The organism is Zunongwangia sp. HRR-M8, assembly GCF_027594405.1.
GTDB lineage: Bacteria > Bacteroidota > Bacteroidia > Flavobacteriales > Flavobacteriaceae > Zunongwangia.
This window is the reverse complement of record NZ_CP115161.1, coordinates 1892618-1910436: the sequence shown is the minus strand read 5'-3', so window position 1 is coordinate 1910436 and position 17819 is coordinate 1892618. Positions and strand designations below refer to the sequence as shown.

Annotated in this window: 14 protein-coding genes; 5 read left to right on the top strand and 9 right to left on the bottom strand. The window is 35.3% G+C overall.

All coding sequences use genetic code 11. The features are described from left to right. Positions 1-26: 26 nt before the first annotated feature. Genes PBT89_RS08190 through PBT89_RS08180 form a run of 3 tightly spaced genes read right to left on the bottom strand, consistent with a single transcriptional unit; the run spans position 27 to position 2696 of the window. On the bottom strand, positions 27-437 hold the full coding sequence (locus tag PBT89_RS08190; RefSeq protein ID WP_270064217.1) for an NUDIX hydrolase: 411 nt from the start codon (positions 435-437) through the stop codon (positions 27-29). A gap of 3 nt (positions 438-440) precedes the next feature. Further along, a complete protein-coding gene (locus tag PBT89_RS08185; RefSeq protein ID WP_270064216.1) occupies positions 441-1322 on the bottom strand; it encodes a DUF72 domain-containing protein in 882 nt (293 codons plus the stop codon). 15 nt (positions 1323-1337) lie between these two features. After that, entirely contained in the window at positions 1338-2696 is a 1359-nt protein-coding gene (locus PBT89_RS08180; protein WP_270064215.1) for an NAD-dependent succinate-semialdehyde dehydrogenase, read from the bottom strand. 233 nt (positions 2697-2929) lie between these two features. On the opposite strand from PBT89_RS08180, the gene PBT89_RS08175 reads away from it, so the two are divergent. Beyond that, on the top strand, positions 2930-3337 hold the full coding sequence (locus PBT89_RS08175) for a glyoxalase (RefSeq protein ID WP_270058150.1): 408 nt from the start codon (positions 2930-2932) through the stop codon (positions 3335-3337). On the opposite strand, the gene PBT89_RS08170 is transcribed toward PBT89_RS08175, so the two are convergent. After that, entirely contained in the window at positions 3314-4033 is a 720-nt protein-coding gene (locus PBT89_RS08170) for a DUF3307 domain-containing protein (protein ID WP_270064214.1), read from the bottom strand. The two genes, PBT89_RS08175 and PBT89_RS08170, sit on opposite strands and share 24 nt — an antisense overlap. Then, positions 4030-4689: a SatD family protein gene (locus tag PBT89_RS08165; RefSeq protein WP_270064213.1), complete on the bottom strand. Its 660-nt coding sequence runs from the start codon at positions 4687-4689 to the stop codon at positions 4030-4032. Before PBT89_RS08165 ends, PBT89_RS08170 begins: the two co-directional genes overlap by 4 nt. 193 nt (positions 4690-4882) lie before the next feature. On the opposite strand from PBT89_RS08165, the gene PBT89_RS08160 reads away from it, so the two are divergent. After that, positions 4883-5332 carry a transcription elongation factor gene (locus PBT89_RS08160; protein WP_270064212.1) on the top strand — a complete coding sequence of 150 codons (450 nt, stop codon included), beginning with the start codon at positions 4883-4885 and terminating at the stop codon, positions 5330-5332. Between the two features lie 4 nt (positions 5333-5336). Here the strand turns inward: PBT89_RS08160 and PBT89_RS08155 are convergent, their stop codons facing one another. Continuing rightward, positions 5337-7382 carry an HD family phosphohydrolase gene (locus PBT89_RS08155; RefSeq protein ID WP_270061445.1) on the bottom strand — a complete coding sequence of 682 codons (2046 nt, stop codon included), beginning with the start codon at positions 7380-7382 and terminating at the stop codon, positions 5337-5339. A gap of 115 nt (positions 7383-7497) precedes the next feature. On the opposite strand from PBT89_RS08155, the gene PBT89_RS08150 reads away from it, so the two are divergent. Both PBT89_RS08150 and PBT89_RS08145 read left to right on the top strand, forming a co-directional pair. Then, positions 7498-8676 carry an acetyl-CoA C-acyltransferase gene (locus PBT89_RS08150; RefSeq protein WP_270064211.1) on the top strand — a complete coding sequence of 393 codons (1179 nt, stop codon included), beginning with the start codon at positions 7498-7500 and terminating at the stop codon, positions 8674-8676. 27 nt (positions 8677-8703) lie between these two features. Further along, positions 8704-9453 carry a C40 family peptidase gene (locus tag PBT89_RS08145; protein ID WP_270064210.1) on the top strand — a complete coding sequence of 250 codons (750 nt, stop codon included), beginning with the start codon at positions 8704-8706 and terminating at the stop codon, positions 9451-9453. A 75-nt stretch (positions 9454-9528) separates the two neighbouring features. On the opposite strand, the gene PBT89_RS08140 is transcribed toward PBT89_RS08145, so the two are convergent. Both PBT89_RS08140 and gyrA read right to left on the bottom strand, forming a co-directional pair. Beyond that, complete coding sequence (locus tag PBT89_RS08140; RefSeq protein WP_270064209.1) at positions 9529-10773, bottom strand: tetratricopeptide repeat protein; 1245 nt, start codon at positions 10771-10773, stop codon at positions 9529-9531. A gap of 22 nt (positions 10774-10795) precedes the next feature. Then, on the bottom strand, positions 10796-13330 hold the full coding sequence (gyrA, locus tag PBT89_RS08135) for a DNA gyrase subunit A (protein WP_270064208.1): 2535 nt from the start codon (positions 13328-13330) through the stop codon (positions 10796-10798). Positions 13331-13576: 246 nt separating this feature from the next. Between gyrA and PBT89_RS08130 the strand changes: the two genes are divergently transcribed. Then, positions 13577-16162: an ATP-dependent Clp protease ATP-binding subunit gene (locus tag PBT89_RS08130; RefSeq protein WP_270064207.1), complete on the top strand. Its 2586-nt coding sequence runs from the start codon at positions 13577-13579 to the stop codon at positions 16160-16162. A 142-nt stretch (positions 16163-16304) separates the two neighbouring features. Here PBT89_RS08130 and hutH read toward each other — a convergent pair whose 3' ends face one another. Continuing rightward, the gene (hutH, locus tag PBT89_RS08125) at positions 16305-17813 is read right to left on the bottom strand and encodes a histidine ammonia-lyase (protein WP_270064206.1); all 1509 of its coding nucleotides are present in this window, start codon (positions 17811-17813) and stop codon (positions 16305-16307) included. Positions 17814-17819: the final 6 nt, after the last annotated feature.

Below are 17819 nucleotides of genomic sequence, written 5' to 3'. Positions count from 1 at the left end.
TATTGATCAAATTTGTTAATTCCATATTATAAATATTGATAAGCTGTTTTTATGATCTCATCATGATCAAAAGCTAATTTTGGTAAATTATCAATACTAAACCATCTTGCATCTGCCGCATCACTATCTCCTTTTAATTTTTCTTCTGAATTTATTAAACTTAAGTATACCACTGAAATCATTCGGCCACGCGGATCTCTATTTGGTTTTCCAAAAGTTCCCACCTGTTCGTTATTCTCTACAATCAAACCGGTTTCTTCTTTAAGCTCTCGTTTTGCAGCATCGGGCAAGTCTTCATTTTCCTCTACAAAACCTCCTGGCAATGCCCATTTTCCCTTAAAAGGATCATTTTTGCGCTTTATTAGCACAATTTTAAACCTATCCTTAGATTTACATAATATTACATTATCTACTGTAACAGCTATTTCTGCACTCATAATTTATTTTTTAGGTGGTAAAGTCTTTGGAATCACAATATCGGTTCCAAACTTTTTATTGAACTTTTCAATAAAATATGCTGAAAGTAACGGAGAGGCTTCTTCAAGATTTTGATGCACATAGAAATAAAGCTGCTTTAATCCCTGCTCGTACCACTCTCCTATTCTTTCCAGCCAGTCATCTAACCTTTCATAATCAGATGGGTGATTAGCTCCGTTATATCGAATAAATGCAGTATCATTTGTTAGTCGCATATGCAACAAATCTCTTCTCCCTGCAGCATCTACAATAATGCTCGAAATATTATACTTAATTAATAACGCATTCAATTGATCTGCAACTTCGGCATCGTTATGCCATTCGGTATGGCGTAATTCTACGGCTAATGGGATCTCTTTAGGCCAATGCTTTAAAAAAGGCTCTAATCGCTCTATCCACTTCGGCATAAAATTATCTGGCATTTGCAGGAAACAGCAACCAAGCTTTTCTTTTAAAGGCAGCATATTGGCAACAACATCATCTACTAAACGTTCAGTGTCGTTAAGACGTTTTATATGACTAATGATTCTTGGAACTTTAGGCGAAAACTGAAAATCGTCTGCAGCTTTACCATACCAGGTTTCAAACTGTGTATCTGGAAAGATTCGGTAAAAAGAAGCATTTAATTCAATGGCATTAAATTGCGTTGCATAGAATGTCAATTCATCTTTTGTGCCGCGAGGATAAAAGTTTTTTAGATCCTGTCGATTCCATTTCGCACAACCAATTCTAACATTCTCAAATTTCGAGGTCTTTTGTTTATTTAAAATTTCTTTTGTTTGAGGATGATCTTTTGGAAGCGTGAAATCTACGCTTCCCGGATCATCAACTTTTCCAAATTTCATGGATTGTTCTTTAAATTAATATTTGTTGAAATACACTGTTTTTCTATTCACAAATTCCTGAATTCCGTGAGAAGAAAGTTCTCTACCGTATCCCGAAATTTTAGTACCTCCAAAAGGCAATCTGGGGTCACTTTTTACAAGCTCATTTACAAAGACTGCTCCGTCTTCAAACTCAGAAATAATTCCTTCAGCAAAATCAAAATCTTCCGTAAAAATGGAAACTCCCAATCCAAAATCTGAATAATTTACGAGATCTATAGCTTCCTGATTTTCTTTAAAAGTCGTAACTGAAATTGCCGGGCCAAAAGTTTCTTCATCAAAAACTCGCATACCTTTTTTCACATTGGTTAAGATAGTAGGCTCAAAATAGGCTTTATCGCGCTTACCGCCAAGTACGATTTTTGCTCCTTTTTCTACAGAATCTTTAATTTGGGATTCTAAATCTTCAGCTAAATCTTCACGCGCTAGAGTACCTATGTACGTATCTTCATCCATTGGATCTCCACTTTTTAGCTCTCTAACCTGTTTAACGAACTCTTCCATAAATTGATCTTCGATGCTTTCGTGCAATAGCAAACGTTTACCGGCAATACAACTTTGCCCGGTATTTTGGTATCTTGCCTGCACACAAGTTTCTACGGTTTTTTGAATATTTGCATCCTTAAAAACTACCAGCGCATTACTACCGCCAAGTTCTAAAACCGATTTCTTTATCTCGCTACCAGCTGTAGCGGCTACTGCACTTCCTGCAGGTTTACTTCCCGTAAGCGTCACTGCTTTTACGCGATCGTCCTTTAAAATCTCTTCTATTTTACTACTTGAAATTACTAAGTTTTGAAAACAGTCTTTTGGAAAGCCGGCTTTTTCAAAAACTGTCTGAATATTATTTGCAGAGCGCATCACATTACTTGCATGCTTTAAAAGCCCAATGTTTCCTGCCATTAAAGCTGGTGCCGCAAATCTAAATGCTTGCCAGAATGGGTAATTCCATGGCATAATAGCTAAAACAACTCCAATTGGTTCGTAACTAACATAGCTTTTTTGTGCATCTGTTTCAATCGTTTCGTTTGCTAAGTGATTTTTTGCATTTTCAGCATAATATTCGCAAACCCAGGCGCACTTTTCAATTTCTGCCATGGCTTGTGAAATAGGTTTGCCCATTTCTGTAGTAATATCTTCGGCATAAGCTTTTTGATTCTCACGCAGTTCTTTCGCTGCATTCAGCATTAAATCACGTTTTTCCTCATAACTTACCTTACGCCAGGTTTTAAAACGATTATCAGCTCTTTCGATTGCTGCATTTACTTCTTCCTTTGTATATTCTTTAAATTCCTCTACAACTTCTCCTGTATAAGGATTTTTTGAAGTGATCATAAAACAATTTTTAAATGGTTTTTCTTAAAGGTAACAAGAAGAAAACAGCACAAGCGAACGATTAAGACGATTTTAACTCACTTTGTACCAATGATGAATGTTGATTAGGCAAAATCCAATTACACTTATTATCGCTGGGATAGCGCTGTTTTGTTTATAACCGGTTTACAAGTAAAATTTGCGTATGATTTATGCAGCCTAATAATTAGTATATTAGAGCAAACGCCTTTATTATGAATCCACGTGATTACCAATTAACCCAACTAAGGCCAGAAATCCCTTCAGCTAAAGTTTCGGAAAATATGAGTGCTGAAGAGAAATTTCAAAACGGGACTCTTCGGCCTATTGTAAAACTTCAAAATGATTTACTGGTAGCAGCTTTTAGAAACTACATAACGAAGCATAAAAATGCATTTTATGAGCTGGGCATCGATAAACGTTTGATGTATATAGAAAATGCGATACAGCGAGATATAAAATTTCGTAATAGCCTAAAAGGTATGATAATAGGACAATTCACTATTGAAGAATACCAAAGCTATATCGAAAATTCTTCTGCCTTAAATAAGCGAATGATGAATTTGGTTAGGCAGAGGTTACAGGATAATATTCAGCTTTTAGAACGCGATATGGCGTACTAACAATCCTATTATAATTGTAATCGAAAAACTCATAAGTGTCCCGATAAGCACATACTCTGTTTGTTTACGGGCACTTGCTTCATTTTTATCTGCAAATCTTAAAATAGATTTTGCGGCTATAAGAAAACCGATGGCTGAAAAGTTATCGGTTAAGATTAAAGTTAGCACTAAAATACGTTCAAAAATACCAATATAGCGTCCCGCAGCTTTCAGGCTTAAAGATTCTTTCGTGTTCTTAAGAATCTCATCATTCCATTTTTCTGTCGCTTTACCAATTATAAAACCTACCGGAAAAATGACTAATAGATAAGCGACTAGTATAGCTAAAAATACATTCGATTCTAACAGTGATATTAAATTTGGCACTACGGTATTAAATCCTGAAATTAAATACAGATATGCGATTGTAATGATTACGATATGGAATAATTGATCGAGTAAAAAATAGGTAAGATTATCCCTTTTTTGATTTAATTTCCATAAGTCTATTAAAAAATGGGTAACACTTATAAAAACAGGAACAAGAAATTGCTCCCAATCTCGCATAATTAGATAAGATAATAGACCGGCCAAAAATGCATGAACATAGAGAAATACAGATTTAGATTTTTTCTTCTGCTTTTGCTTAACCCATTTTGTAGTTTGAAAAACAAAATCGGTAAGAATATGTGCTAGAAGAAGTTGTAAAAAAATCATTCTTGTTCTTTAAATGTTTCTGAAATTTTCTCTTTAAAACGTGTCAATAAATCTGAAATAGGGTCCCAGCCCGCAGTTTTTTTCCGTTGATTAACCGCACTTTGACTAATACCCAGAATCTTTGCAATTTCCTTTTCCTTATAATCCTGAAGCAAATAATAAATAACTTCAGCAGACGCGGTACTCCATCGGTCTGCAATAAAATCGAATAAGGCTAGACTAGTATAAAACTCACCATTTAAATCGATGTTAGGCGTTTTCAGCATTAATTTTCGTCCAGTAAATTTCATTTCATCTAGAGTTCTTCCTGAAAGCTGAAAGGCTTTTCCGTTACTTTCAGAAATTTCATCCCGCTTTAAATCAATACTTCCAATCCCTATAGCGATTCTTAAATCTGCTTTGATTGCTGAATCCTTTTCATATTCAAGCTTATTTAAAGCTGTTTTTAAAAATAGAGAAAATAACAAGGCATTTTCTGGATTGGTTAGCATCCCCTGGACGCTATCTCCTCTGTATATCTTAAAATTACTCTTTTCTTCTGAAAAATATTTGGCGAAAAGATCAAATTCTTTTTGCATAGTTTCTATCACCAAATCCAGAAATTCTGTTGGGTAAGATGAAGAATCTATCAAATCTGCGCTAATTACTGCTACCATATTTCCAAAGATATAAAATATAAGTCAAATAACTAATATTTTATAATTATAAGCTTTTAGACTTATAAATTCACATTATAAGCTTTAGGGCTTATTTAATTAAATTTCCAGATTTAGCAGATACTAAACTTTTATTAATTCTTAGAATAGGCAAAAACAGATAAGTATTTTTAGAAAAATTAAAAAAATTACAATGAAAACTAATAAAAAAGAACTGTATTATAATTGCATTGACATGATTAATGCTAAGATCGAACAACATCAAAATCGCATGGACGAAATTAAACAGTCTATGGAAAATAACGATATAAAAACTGATTATGATGAGGATAACAAGGGGCAAATGCTTGGAGATTTCGAAAAACATGCAGGTTATCTAAGCGAAGCTCAAGAACAGAAAGAAGAACTAAGCAAAATAGATCCAGAGCATAAAAATAATATCATAGGATTAGGCAGCGTAGTAGAAACAGATAGAAATTATTATTTTGTCTCTGTTCCTCTAGGTGAAATAAATATGGAAGATGGAAGCCAGATCTTTGCGATTTCTACGAAAGCTCCTATTTATAAGGAATTAGAGGGCAAACAACCCGGAGATAAATTCACCATTAATGATGAAGAACACGAAATAAAAGGAATTGAATAATTCATTATTCGGGATATTCGATACGTAAATGATAGATATTCTTAAGTTTACGCTTAAGAATTTTTTTGATCATTTGAATTTCTTTGAATGTAATATTAGCATTTAAGAATTGTCCATCTTCCATTTGCTTATTGATGATTTTTTCTACAAAACTATCTATAAGTATGGAAGTTGGTTCTTTTAAACTTTTACTGGCCGCTTCAACGCTATCACACATCATTAGAATAGCAGTTTCCTTACTAAAAGGAATAGGACCGGGATATCTAAAATCGTTAGCATCAACTTCATCATCCATCTCTTTAGCCTTCATATAAAAATAATAAACCGTACTCGTACCGTGGTGTGTGCGAATAAAATCGATTACGCGATCTGGTAAATTATTTTTTCTAGCAGTTTCTATTCCCAAAATCACATGATCGATAATAATCTGCGCACTTTCCTGCGGTGCAAGATCGTCGTGAGAATTTACCGAGGAAATCTGATTTTCGGTATAATATGTAGGATTTTCCATTTTCCCAATATCGTGATACAAAGCTCCTACCCTAACTAGCATGGCGTTTGCGTTAATTTCGTTTGCTGCGGCTTCAGCAAGATTAGCAACATTTAACGAATGGTGAAATGTGCCTGGCGCTTTTTCAGAAAGTTGTTTTAATAGTGCACTATTAGTATCAGATAACTCCAACAAAGACATATCTGAAACCATCCCGAAAATCTTCTCATAAATATAGATTAAGGGCTGCACAAATAATGTAGCTAAACCGCCTAATAAAAACGTAAGAAAAACTTCAGCTTTAATATCTTCTATCGTTCCTTCCTGAATAATAGTAAATGCAAAATAAGAAATAATGTAAACCAGTGTAATTTGACCTACAGATATAAAAAGATTTGCTCTTTTATATAATTCTGAAATTGTCAAAATCGTTACTATTCCTGCAATAATCTGCAAGAACATGTACTCGTAACTATTCGGAACGATAAAGCCCAAGAGTAATACTGTAATTACGTGCGTAAACATTCCCAAGCGAGCATCAAAAAATGCTTTTAAACTTAAAGGCAGGATACAAAGCGGAACTACGTATACATAATTCACATCAAAATTTACTACCAGGGTCGTCAACATCACCATAAAAATGATGTTGAAAAAGATGAAAGTAACTTTTACATTATTCTCAAAAATCTCTCTACGATACTTTTGTATAAATAGGAGTAGCATCAATAAAGCCATAGCCACTAGAGCACTATAGCCTACAATTATCCAATTATAATTTGATTTGCTCCAAACCTGTGACTCATATTCAGCTTTTAAGGAACGTAAAATATCATACTTATTACCTTCTACAACTTCGCCTTTAGCAATTACTCTACTACCTTGCTCTATATTTCCACGGGTATAAGAAATGTTATCAAGTTTGCTCTGTAACACACGATCGGTAAATTCGTTATCATAGAACATATTTGGACTAATACTATTAAAGAAAACCTCTAATAAATCATTGCTAAACCTGTCTAAATTAGCATCATAGATCTTTTGATTGATGTAATCTCTAATTTCTCTCTGTTTGAATACATTTTGATAAGGAATTTCGAAAGCCTCATTACCTTTACGCAAATAGATAAGATCGCCTGGTTCCATACGATCATTTTCCTGAGCCAGACCATATCGATAAATATCGTCTAACCTAGAAGTTACAAAATTGGTGATTAGGTTACGATTATTATCTAGAATACTGTCTCCAAATACCTCGTTAATCTCTTCTAAGGCTTTATTTTTAACCCTATCTGCAATTTGTTGATCGTATTCGTAATAAGGAATATTATTGGCAGAAATAGCTTCTCTTTCTAATTTGAGCTCTTCGTCAGATTTTAGAATTGCAAAATCAAAAGGAGCATAAAGACTCTCATGCTGCCATGGTTTTCCTTTAGGAATTTCATATTTGAATTTTCCTCCCTTGGGCAGCAAATAAACAATTAAAACTGCCGTTAGTATGAATAAGAATACCTTGTAAAAAAGCGCCTGATTTTTGTATAGCTTGTTTACGAAATCCACCATATAAGTCGAAGTATTCGCCAAATGTACTAAAAATTAGTGGTCATTAGGGAGGTCTTGTCAAGTTCCTTATAAAATCACTAAATTCGCAAAATAGGAATAGCTAAATTACAAAATTATGAATAATGAAGTAGTAATTGTAAGTGCTGCTCGAACGCCAATTGGTAGTTTTTTAGGTAGCTTATCGAATATACCAGCCACAAAATTAGGATCGATCGCAATTAAGGGAGCTTTGGATAAAATAAAACTTAAGCCAGAGTTAGTAGAAGAAGTTTTAATGGGTAATGTGGTACAGGCTGGTACGGGCCAGGCTCCAGCTCGCCAAGCGGCTTTGGGAGCGGGGATTCCAAATACTGTTCCTTGCACGACTATCAATAAGGTTTGTGCTAGTGGAATGAAAGCAGTAATGCAGGGAGCTCAGTCTATTATGCTAGGCGATGCCAGTATCATTGTTGCCGGTGGAATGGAAAACATGAGTATGATTCCGCATTATCTTCATTTACGCCAGGGTAAAAAATTTGGTGCTGCAGAAATGGAAGATGGCATGCAAAAAGATGGATTAGTAGATGCTTATGATAAAAACGCCATGGGCGTTTGTGCAGATTTATGTGCTCAAGAATATAATTTTAGTAGAGAAGATCAAGATGCGTATGCGGTAAAATCTTACGAACGTTCTGCTGCTGCTTGGAAAGCAGGAAAATTTGATGACGAGATTGTTTCGGTTGAAGTTCCGCAGCGGAAAGGTGACCCTATCATTTTTAAAGAAGATGAAGAATATAAAAATGTCAGAATGGACAAAATTTCGTCTTTACGTCCTGCTTTTAGTAAAGATGGTACTGTCACAGCAGCTAATGCTTCTACAATAAACGATGGTGCGGGCGCAGTTATTCTTATGAGTAAAGCCAAAGCCGAAGAATTAAGTCTTGAAATTTTATGTACAATTAAAAGTTTTGCTGATGCGGCTCAAGAACCAAAGTGGTTTACTACAGCACCTGCAAAAGCACTACCAAAAGCTTTAGCAAAAGCCGGAATTTCGCAAGATCAAATCGATTTTTTCGAATTTAACGAAGCTTTTTCAGTGGTTGGATTGGCGAACATGAAAATCTTGGGCTTATCTGATGAAAATACAAACGTCAATGGTGGTGCTGTATCTTTGGGACATCCATTAGGTTGTAGTGGTGTGCGAATTTTAATTACATTAATTAATGTTCTTAAACAGAACAATGCTAAATTTGGCGCTGCTGCCATTTGTAATGGCGGAGGCGGCGCGTCTGCTATGATTATTGAAAGAAATTAGTCCTAAAAATTGAAATTTACCTTTTAAATGCAATATGGTATTTGCCCTCTAAGCATTGTGCCACTTCGTTTAGCTCCCTCAGATGAAAGCGAAATGGTTTCACAGCTTCTTTACGGAGAACATTTTAAAATACTAGAAGAACGTGCAAAATGGAGCCGAATTCGTGTTGCATTTGATGCTTGCGAAGCGTGGGTGCGAAATAAACAAATTCATAGAATAGAAGAGCAATCTTATATCAAAATAAATTCTGAAGCTCCATTGCTTACTGCCGATTTGATTGAGTTCGTAGTAAACGAAAATCAGCAATTAACTCCGGTTCCTATGGGGTCACAGCTTAATGCCAATTTCTGTCTTCGTAATACATTTGATGGACATACAGTTTCTGGTATTTCAGCAAAAGAAAATATTGTAAAAACGGCGCTATTTTATCAAAATAGTCCGCATTTGTGGGGAGGAAAATCTCCTTTGGGAATAGATTGTAGTGGATTTACTCAAATGGTTTATAAGCTGAATGGTTATAAACTTCAGCGAAATGCCTGCGATCAGGCAAAACAGGGCGAAGCTTTAAGTTTTATTGAAGAAAGCGAGGCTGGTGATTTAGTGTTTTTTGATGATAATGAAGGGATTATAAATCACGTAGGCATTATGATGCAGGATAATTATATTATTCATGTAGATGAAAAAGTAAGAATAGATCGAATTGATCATTCCGGTATCTTCAATACCGAATTACGCCGGCATACCCATAAATTAAGAGTGATCAAAAAAGTGATTTAAAATCCTTATTAAAAAAATAACGCATAAAAAAAAGCCGCTTTAATAGCGGCTTTTTTTATGCGTTTCAATATATAATTATTGCTCTAGCATAGCTTTCATTTCAGCAGCTTTTTCTTTATTTCCAACTTGTGTGTAAATATTCATTGCTGTTCTGATCGCATCTGTATTATCAGGATTTTTCTTTACAGCAGCTTCTAGGTACGGAAGCGCTTCCTGATAAATTTCTTTACGCTGTTCAGATAATTCTTCATAACGCTTATTATCTTCTTTGCTCATTCCAAGACCATTCATCTCTTCAATGATTTCGCGCTCTTTGCTTAAGATAACAGCTGCGATATTCATTCGGGCATTATTCATATCAGGATCAATTTCCAATGCCTTTTTGTAATATTCCACCGCTTGTTCTTGATCACCTAATTCTGCAGTACTAACACCTAAATTGTAATATAGATTGGCATCATTAGGATTTTTCTTTACTAGCTCGTTCATCAATTTATTATACTGCTCCTTATCACCCATTTGGTAATACATATTGGCTTCTGCCTGCAATAATCCCAAATCGTCAGGATTATTTGCTTTAGCATCGTCCATAGCCGCAATTGCTTTATCATTATTTCCTTCTTGAATATAAATTAAAGCAATATTCTTCGCAATTTCACCTCTTTTAGAGGGTTGCTTTTCGTCTTTAGGATCTGTGTAATTGTCTGTTTTGGCCATTAAATCCCTTTGTTCCTTAGAACCAAAAGATTCAGTTTCGCCACTCTCCTTATTTACGGCAGTATAGGATACTGTTGCACCATCAAAATTTAGATCTTTTAATTCCTCGTAATATTTAAGAGCATCATCATAATTTTGACCATTAAGAGAATTTGCTGCAGCATAATATAGATAAATAGTATCTTGCTTATTCAATTCGTAACTCGCTACTAATTTATCTGCGGCACTTTTATATTCCTCAGCATTTTGGTCATCAATAGCACTTTGTACTAATTGATTTCTAAGTTTAGACATTCCTTCCTGAGCTTCGTCGCTACCCATTTCGATAGCTTTTTTGTAAGCATCTCCAGCAGTTTTGTAGTCATCTACTGAAACCCCTTTGCCATCAGCTAAGTAAGCTTGAGCTTTATATAAATAAAATCGCTCTGTCCACTTGCTGTTAGCTTCAGAAAGTTTTTGCTCTGCAGTTGCTAATTCGGTTTTAGCCTTGTCGAAATTACCATCTTCGATAAAATCTTCAGCATTTTTAATTTCATCTTTTTGAGCTATTGCTGAAAGACTAATGAATGACAATAGCGACAATGTCAAAATATTCCTTTTCATTGTATTGGTTTATTTATTTAGTTTATTCTTCTGAATCATCTTGAACAATATCTGTGCCATCCGTAGGTTCCGTTGGATTTTCTAGTTCTTCAGCATCTTCAGCTAAATCTAATTCTTCATCTTCATGCATCACTTTCGCAACAGCGGCTATAGAATCTTTTCCTTTAAGATTTATTAATCGAACTCCTTGTGTAGCTCTACCCATTACACGAAGATTACTAACCTCCATCCTAATAGCGATACCAGATTTGTTGATAATCATAAGATCATCTTCATCGGTTACATTTTTAATAGCAACAAGACCTCCGGTTTTTTCAGTAACAGAAATTGTCTTAACTCCTTTACCACCACGATTTGTTACCCTATAATCCTCTAGGCTAGAGCGCTTTCCATATCCTTTTTCTGATACTACAAGAATATTTGAATCCATATCGTCTACAGATACCATGCCCACAACTTCATCATTGTCGTCGGCTAAAGTAATTCCTCGAACCCCTGAAGCATTTCTTCCCATTGGTCTGGTTTTACCTTCTTCAAACCTAATTGCTTTTCCGCTTCTTACAGCAAGCATAACCTGGCTATCCCCTGTAGTTAATTTAGCTTCTAATAGTTCGTCGCCATCTTTAATAGTAATAGCGTTAATACCGTTAGTTCTAGGACGAGAATATTGTTCTAAAGAAGTTTTTTTAACCTGGCCTTTTTTAGTGGCCATAATCACAAAATGATTGTTGACATATTCCTCATTTTTGAGGTCTTCTGTACATATAAAAGCTTTTACGCGATCATCTGGCTCGATGTTAATAAGGTTTTGGATTGCTCTACCTTTGGAAGCTTTACTACCTTCTGGAATTTCGTAAACTCGCATCCAGAAACATTTACCTTTCTGAGTGAAGAAGAGCATGTACTGGTGATTGGTTCCAGAAAATAAGTATTCTAGGAAATCTTCATTTCTTGTTGTGGAACCTTTCTGACCAACTCCTCCTCTATTTTGTCGTTTATATTCGTTAAGAGATGTCCTTTTTATATAACCCGCATGTGAAATGGTAATAATTACGCTTTCATCTGGGATCATATCTTCGATACTAAGATCGCCTCCGGCGTATTCTATTGTAGATCTTCTGCTGTCGCCATATTTCTCTTTAACTTCAACAAGTTCGTCTTTAATCACCTGCATTCTGCGCTCTTTACGTGCCAAAATGTCTTTCAGGTCTTTAATAGTTTCTATAATCTCATCATATTCTGCTCTTAATTTATCCTGTTCTAGTCCTGTAAGCTGTCTCAATCGCATATCCACGATAGCCCTGGCCTGAAGTTCTGATAATTCAAAACGTTCTATTAATTTATTACGAGCTTCTTCCGCGTTACTAGAACCACGGATAATGGCAATCACTTCATCAATATTATCTGATGCAATGATTAATCCTTCTAATATGTGAGCACGATCTTCAGCTTTTTTAAGTTCGTATTCGGTTCTACGAACAACAACCTCATGCCTATGTTCTATAAAATGAGCAATAATGTCTTTGAGGTTTAACATTTCTGGTCTTCCATTAACCAGTGCAATATTGTTTACACTAAAGGAAGATTGTAGTGCTGTATGCTTAAACAGTGTATTTAAAACAATGTTAGGAATTGCATCACGCTTTAATTGATATACGATTCGCATACCATGGCGGTCAGATTCATCTCTAATAAGACTAATTCCCTCAATCTTTTTCTCATTAACTAGATCGGCAGTTTTCTTAATCATGTCTGCCTTATTCACTTGATAGGGGATCTCTGTCACTACAATACACTCGCGACCTCTAACCTCTTCCAAGCTACTTTTAGCGCGCATAACTATACGTCCACGCCCTGTTTTGAAGGCTTCACGAACTCCATCGTAACCATAAATAATTCCTCCTGTAGGGAAATCTGGCGCTTTAATATGTTGCATTAAAGCATCAATCTCGATATCGTGATCTTCTATATAAGCAATTGTTCCGTCAATAACCTCAGATATATTATGCGGCGCCATATTTGTGGCCATACCTACAGCAATACCACTAGCTCCATTAACCAGCAAATTCGGAATTCTGGTAGGAAGAACTATTGGTTCATTTAAGGAATCATCAAAATTTAATTGGGTATCAACGGTTTCTTTGTCAATATCAGCAAGCATATCCTCACTGATTTTTCTCATTCTAGCCTCGGTATAACGCATTGCAGCTGGACTATCCCCATCGACAGATCCAAAGTTACCCTGGCCGTCAACAAGCATGTATCTCATACTCCATTCCTGCGCCATTCTAACCATAGTGTCGTAAACCGAAGAATCGCCATGTGGGTGATACTTACCTAGAACCTCACCTACAATTCTCGCTGATTTTTTATATGCTCTATTTGATAGTACGCCTAATTCGTACATTCCAAAAAGTACTCTACGATGTACCGGCTTAAGACCATCACGAACATCCGGCAACGCACGTGACACAATGACCGACATTGAATAATCAATGTAAGCCGACTTCATCTCTTCTTCAATGTTGATAGGAATAAGCTTTTCTCCTTCAGCCATATTTCAAATTGTTTAGTTCACAAATCTAACGTGGCAATTTACATATTTTCTATATGTTTCATGGTAGATTACCCTATGTTTTCGTATTTTTTATTAACAAAATTTTATTGGGTAAAAGTTGATAAGTTAACACCGTTACATTTTGATTTTTGAAAGTTATTTTGTCAATTAGCTATAGATTCAGCATTAGGTACAGTTTTTGGTCTATTCTGGATAAAAAATAATAAAGAGAGAAAGGAAAAAAACATGGATGATAATTTTTCACCAAGAGTAAAAGATGTTATTGCGTACAGTAAAGAGGAAGCTTTAAGATTAGGGCACGACTTTATAGGTACAGAGCATCTAATGCTCGGGTTATTGAGAGACGGTGACGGGAAAGCCATAAACATCCTAAATGCTCTGGATATTGATCTAAGCCATTTAAGACGAAAAGTAGAGATTCTAAGTCCTGCTAATCCAAATATGACCGCAGTTTCTAATGAGAAGAAGAACCTGCACTTAACAAGACAGGCTGAACGCGCTTTAAAAACTACGTTTTTAGAGGCTAAATTGTTTCAGAGCCCAAATATAAATACGGCACACCTGTTATTGTGTATTTTAAGGAATGAAAACGATCCCACCACTAAATTGCTTAATAAACTTAAGATCGATTATGATGGGGTAAAAGATCAATTTAAATTTATGATCGCAAACGACGACTCAGATTATACACAAGGTCCAGCAGCAGAATCATTTTCTGATGATGATAGCACAGATGATGCTACCAAGGATAACCCGTTTAGTGGAACAGGTTCTGCCGGTGGCGGAGGTTCTACCGGAAAAACCAATAAAAAATCTAAAACTCCGGTTTTAGATAATTTTGGTAGAGATCTTACAGCAATGGCAGAAGCCGATAAGTTAGACCCTGTTGTTGGAAGAGAAAAAGAAATAGAGCGTGTTTCTCAAATATTAAGTAGACGTAAAAAAAATAACCCGCTTTTAATCGGAGAACCCGGTGTTGGTAAATCTGCGATAGCTGAAGGTTTAGCGCTAAGAATCGTTAAGCGTAAAGTATCTAGAATACTTTTTGATAAGCGTGTGGTGACCTTAGATCTTGCAAGTCTTGTTGCGGGTACAAAGTATCGCGGGCAATTTGAAGAACGAATGAAAGCAGTGATGAATGAACTTGAAAAGAATGACGATATTATTCTTTTTATAGATGAAATTCATACCATTGTAGGAGCTGGTGGCGCAACAGGAAGTTTAGACGCAAGTAATATGTTTAAGCCTGCATTAGCCAGGGGTGAAATTCAATGTATAGGTGCCACTACTTTAGATGAATACCGCCAATATATTGAGAAAGATGGCGCTTTAGAGCGACGTTTCCAAAAAGTGATTGTAGAACCAACATCTGTGGAAGAAACCATTGAAATTCTTAATAATATTAAGGATAAATATGAGGATCACCATAACGTTGAGTATACTCAAGAAGCTATAGAGGCTTGTGTGAAGTTAACTAATCGTTACATGACCGATAGATTCCTTCCAGATAAGGCTATTGATGCTTTAGATGAAGCAGGATCACGTGTTCATATCACCAATATAGATGTTCCTAAACAGATTCTTGATTTGGAGCGTAAACTTGAAGAAGTTCGTGAAAAGAAGAACACTGTTGTTAAGAAACAGAAATATGAAGAAGCAGCTAAACTTAGAGATGACGAGAAAAATCTTGAAAAAGAGTTAGCAATCGCTCAAGAACGTTGGGAAGAAGATTCTAAAAAGCATAAAGAAATTGTTAGTGAAGACAGCGTTGCTGATGTGGTTTCTATGATGACTGGCGTACCGGTTAACAGAATCGCGCAAACAGAATCTAATAAACTGGTTGAGCTTCCTAAAAAGATTAAAGGCAAAGTCATTGGACAGGATGATGCTGTTGCTAAAGTTGTGAAAGCTATACAGCGTAATCGTGCCGGACTAAAAGATCCTAACAAACCAATTGGTTCATTTATATTTTTAGGTCAAACAGGGGTAGGTAAAACACAGTTAGCTAAAGTTTTAGCTAGAGAGCTTTTCGATAATGAGGATACCCTCATAAGAATCGATATGAGTGAATACATGGAAAAGTTTGCCGTATCTAGATTAATAGGTGCACCTCCGGGATATGTTGGCTATGAAGAAGGTGGACAACTTACAGAGAAAGTTAGAAGGAAACCTTATGCTGTAATTCTTTTAGATGAGATCGAAAAAGCCCATCCAGACGTATTCAACATGATGCTACAGGTATTAGATGATGGTTATCTAACAGATAGTCTTGGTCGAAAAATTGATTTTAGAAATACGATCATTATCATGACCTCTAATATTGGTGCAAGAAAACTCAAAGATTTTGGTCAGGGCATTGGATTTGGCACACAATCACAACGTGCACAGGCTGATGAAAACACTAGAGGCGTTATCCAAAATGCGCTTAAAAAAGCTTTTTCACCGGAGTTTTTAAATAGAATTGATGATGTAATTGTATTTAATGCCTTAGAAAGAGAGCATATTCACAACATTATTGATATTGAACTTGCAAAACTTTATGGAAGAATTGGTGGTTTAGGATACGAACTTAAATTATCAGATGATGCCAAAGATTTTATTGCTGAAAAAGGTTTCGATAAACAGTATGGTGCTAGACCATTAAATCGTGCAATTCAGAAGTACATCGAAGATGCTTTAGCTGAAGAAATAATTAATTCTAAAATATCTGAAGGTGATGTAATCGAGATGGATTATAAAGAAGGTGATTCAGAATTGTCAATTAAAGTTCAAAAAGGTAAAGATACAGAGGAATCTGAACCGAAAAAATAAAATAAGAATCTTTAATGATTAAAAAAGCCTCATGTTTCTTCATGAGGCTTTTTTATTGATCTTTAGTGATTAATTCAAATTGCTTTTTATTTGAAATACTATTCTAATAGATTTTTTTAATCGCAGTAAAGAGGAACATATTTCAACATAAATAATCCTCAGAATTGATATATTCTTCCAAAAATATTTTAGATTGTTTAATAAAAGGAGCCATCATTACGTCCTCGGTAACTATCGGAACTTCTTTTCTAAAATTGGTTAAAGTTTCTTGTATTTTTTCTGAAGAATTTAATTCTTTTCTAAAATGTAATGCTTGTGAAGCGTTGAAAAGTTCGATAGCTAATAAAGAATCTACATTTTCCATAACTTTGGTAAGTTTTGTAGCCGCATTAGCTCCCATACTTACATGATCTTCCTGTCCATTTGATGAAACTATAGAATCTACCGAGGCTGGGGTACACAACTGCTTATTTTGGCTAACGATACTTGCCGCGGTATATTGCGGAATCATAAAACCACTATTTAAACCAGGATTCTCGACTAGAAAATTAGGTAAACCTCGCAAACCAGACACTAATTGATAAACCCTTCTTTCAGAAATATTACCAAGTTCGGCTATAGCTATCGCTAGATAATCCATCGCTAAAGCCAAAGGCTGCCCATGGAAATTGCCTCCTGAAATAATTTTATCTTCTTCTACAAAAACATTTGGATTATCGGTAACTGAATTAATCTCTGTTTTAACCGTTTTATGCACAAAATCTATAGTATCCTTTGTCGCCCCATGCACTTGAGGCACACATCTAAAGGAATAAGGATCCTGAACATTTTCTTTTTCTCGACTAGCTAATTGACTTCCTTGTAAAAACTCCCGAATTCTTTTTGCTGTTTTAATCTGACCTCTATGAGGTCTAACCAAATGAACCAACTCGTCGAAAGGAGATAGATTACAATCGAAAGCGTCCATCGATACTGCACTAATCAAATCGGCACAATAAGATAATTTATAAGCTTTTATCAAAGCATGGACAGCGTGAGCACTCATAAATTGTGTTCCGTTTAATAATGCTAAGCCTTCCTTAGATTGCAATTTTACCGGCTGCCAGCCATATTTGTTTAAGATTGTAGCTCCACTAATTACATTTCCTTTATAGTACACTTCTCCTTCTCCAATAAGAGGTAAAGCCAAATGTGCAAGCGGCGCCAAATCGCCAGAAGCTCCTAAAGAACCCTGCTCATAAATAACAGGTAAAATATCTTCGTTAAAAAAATCAATCAGGCGTTCTACGGTTTCTAACGCAACGCCGGAGTTTCCATAACTTAAGGATTGGATTTTTAACAGCAACATCAATCTAATAATTGGTTTTGCTATTTTTTCTCCTGTTCCGCAAGCGTGCGATTTCACTAAATTTTCCTGTAAAACTGTCAATTTTTCAGGAGTTATTTTTATATTACATAAAGCACCAAAACCTGTATTGATGCCGTAAACGGGAACACTGCTTTCTTTTAATTTTTTGTCAAGATAATTTCTAGATTTTTTAATATTTAATCTAGCTTCATCACTAAGTGCTAGTTTTTTGCTACTATCGATGATATCTCGAATATTTTCTAGATCTAAAATTTTTGAAGATATATAATGCGTATTTTCCATTTAATG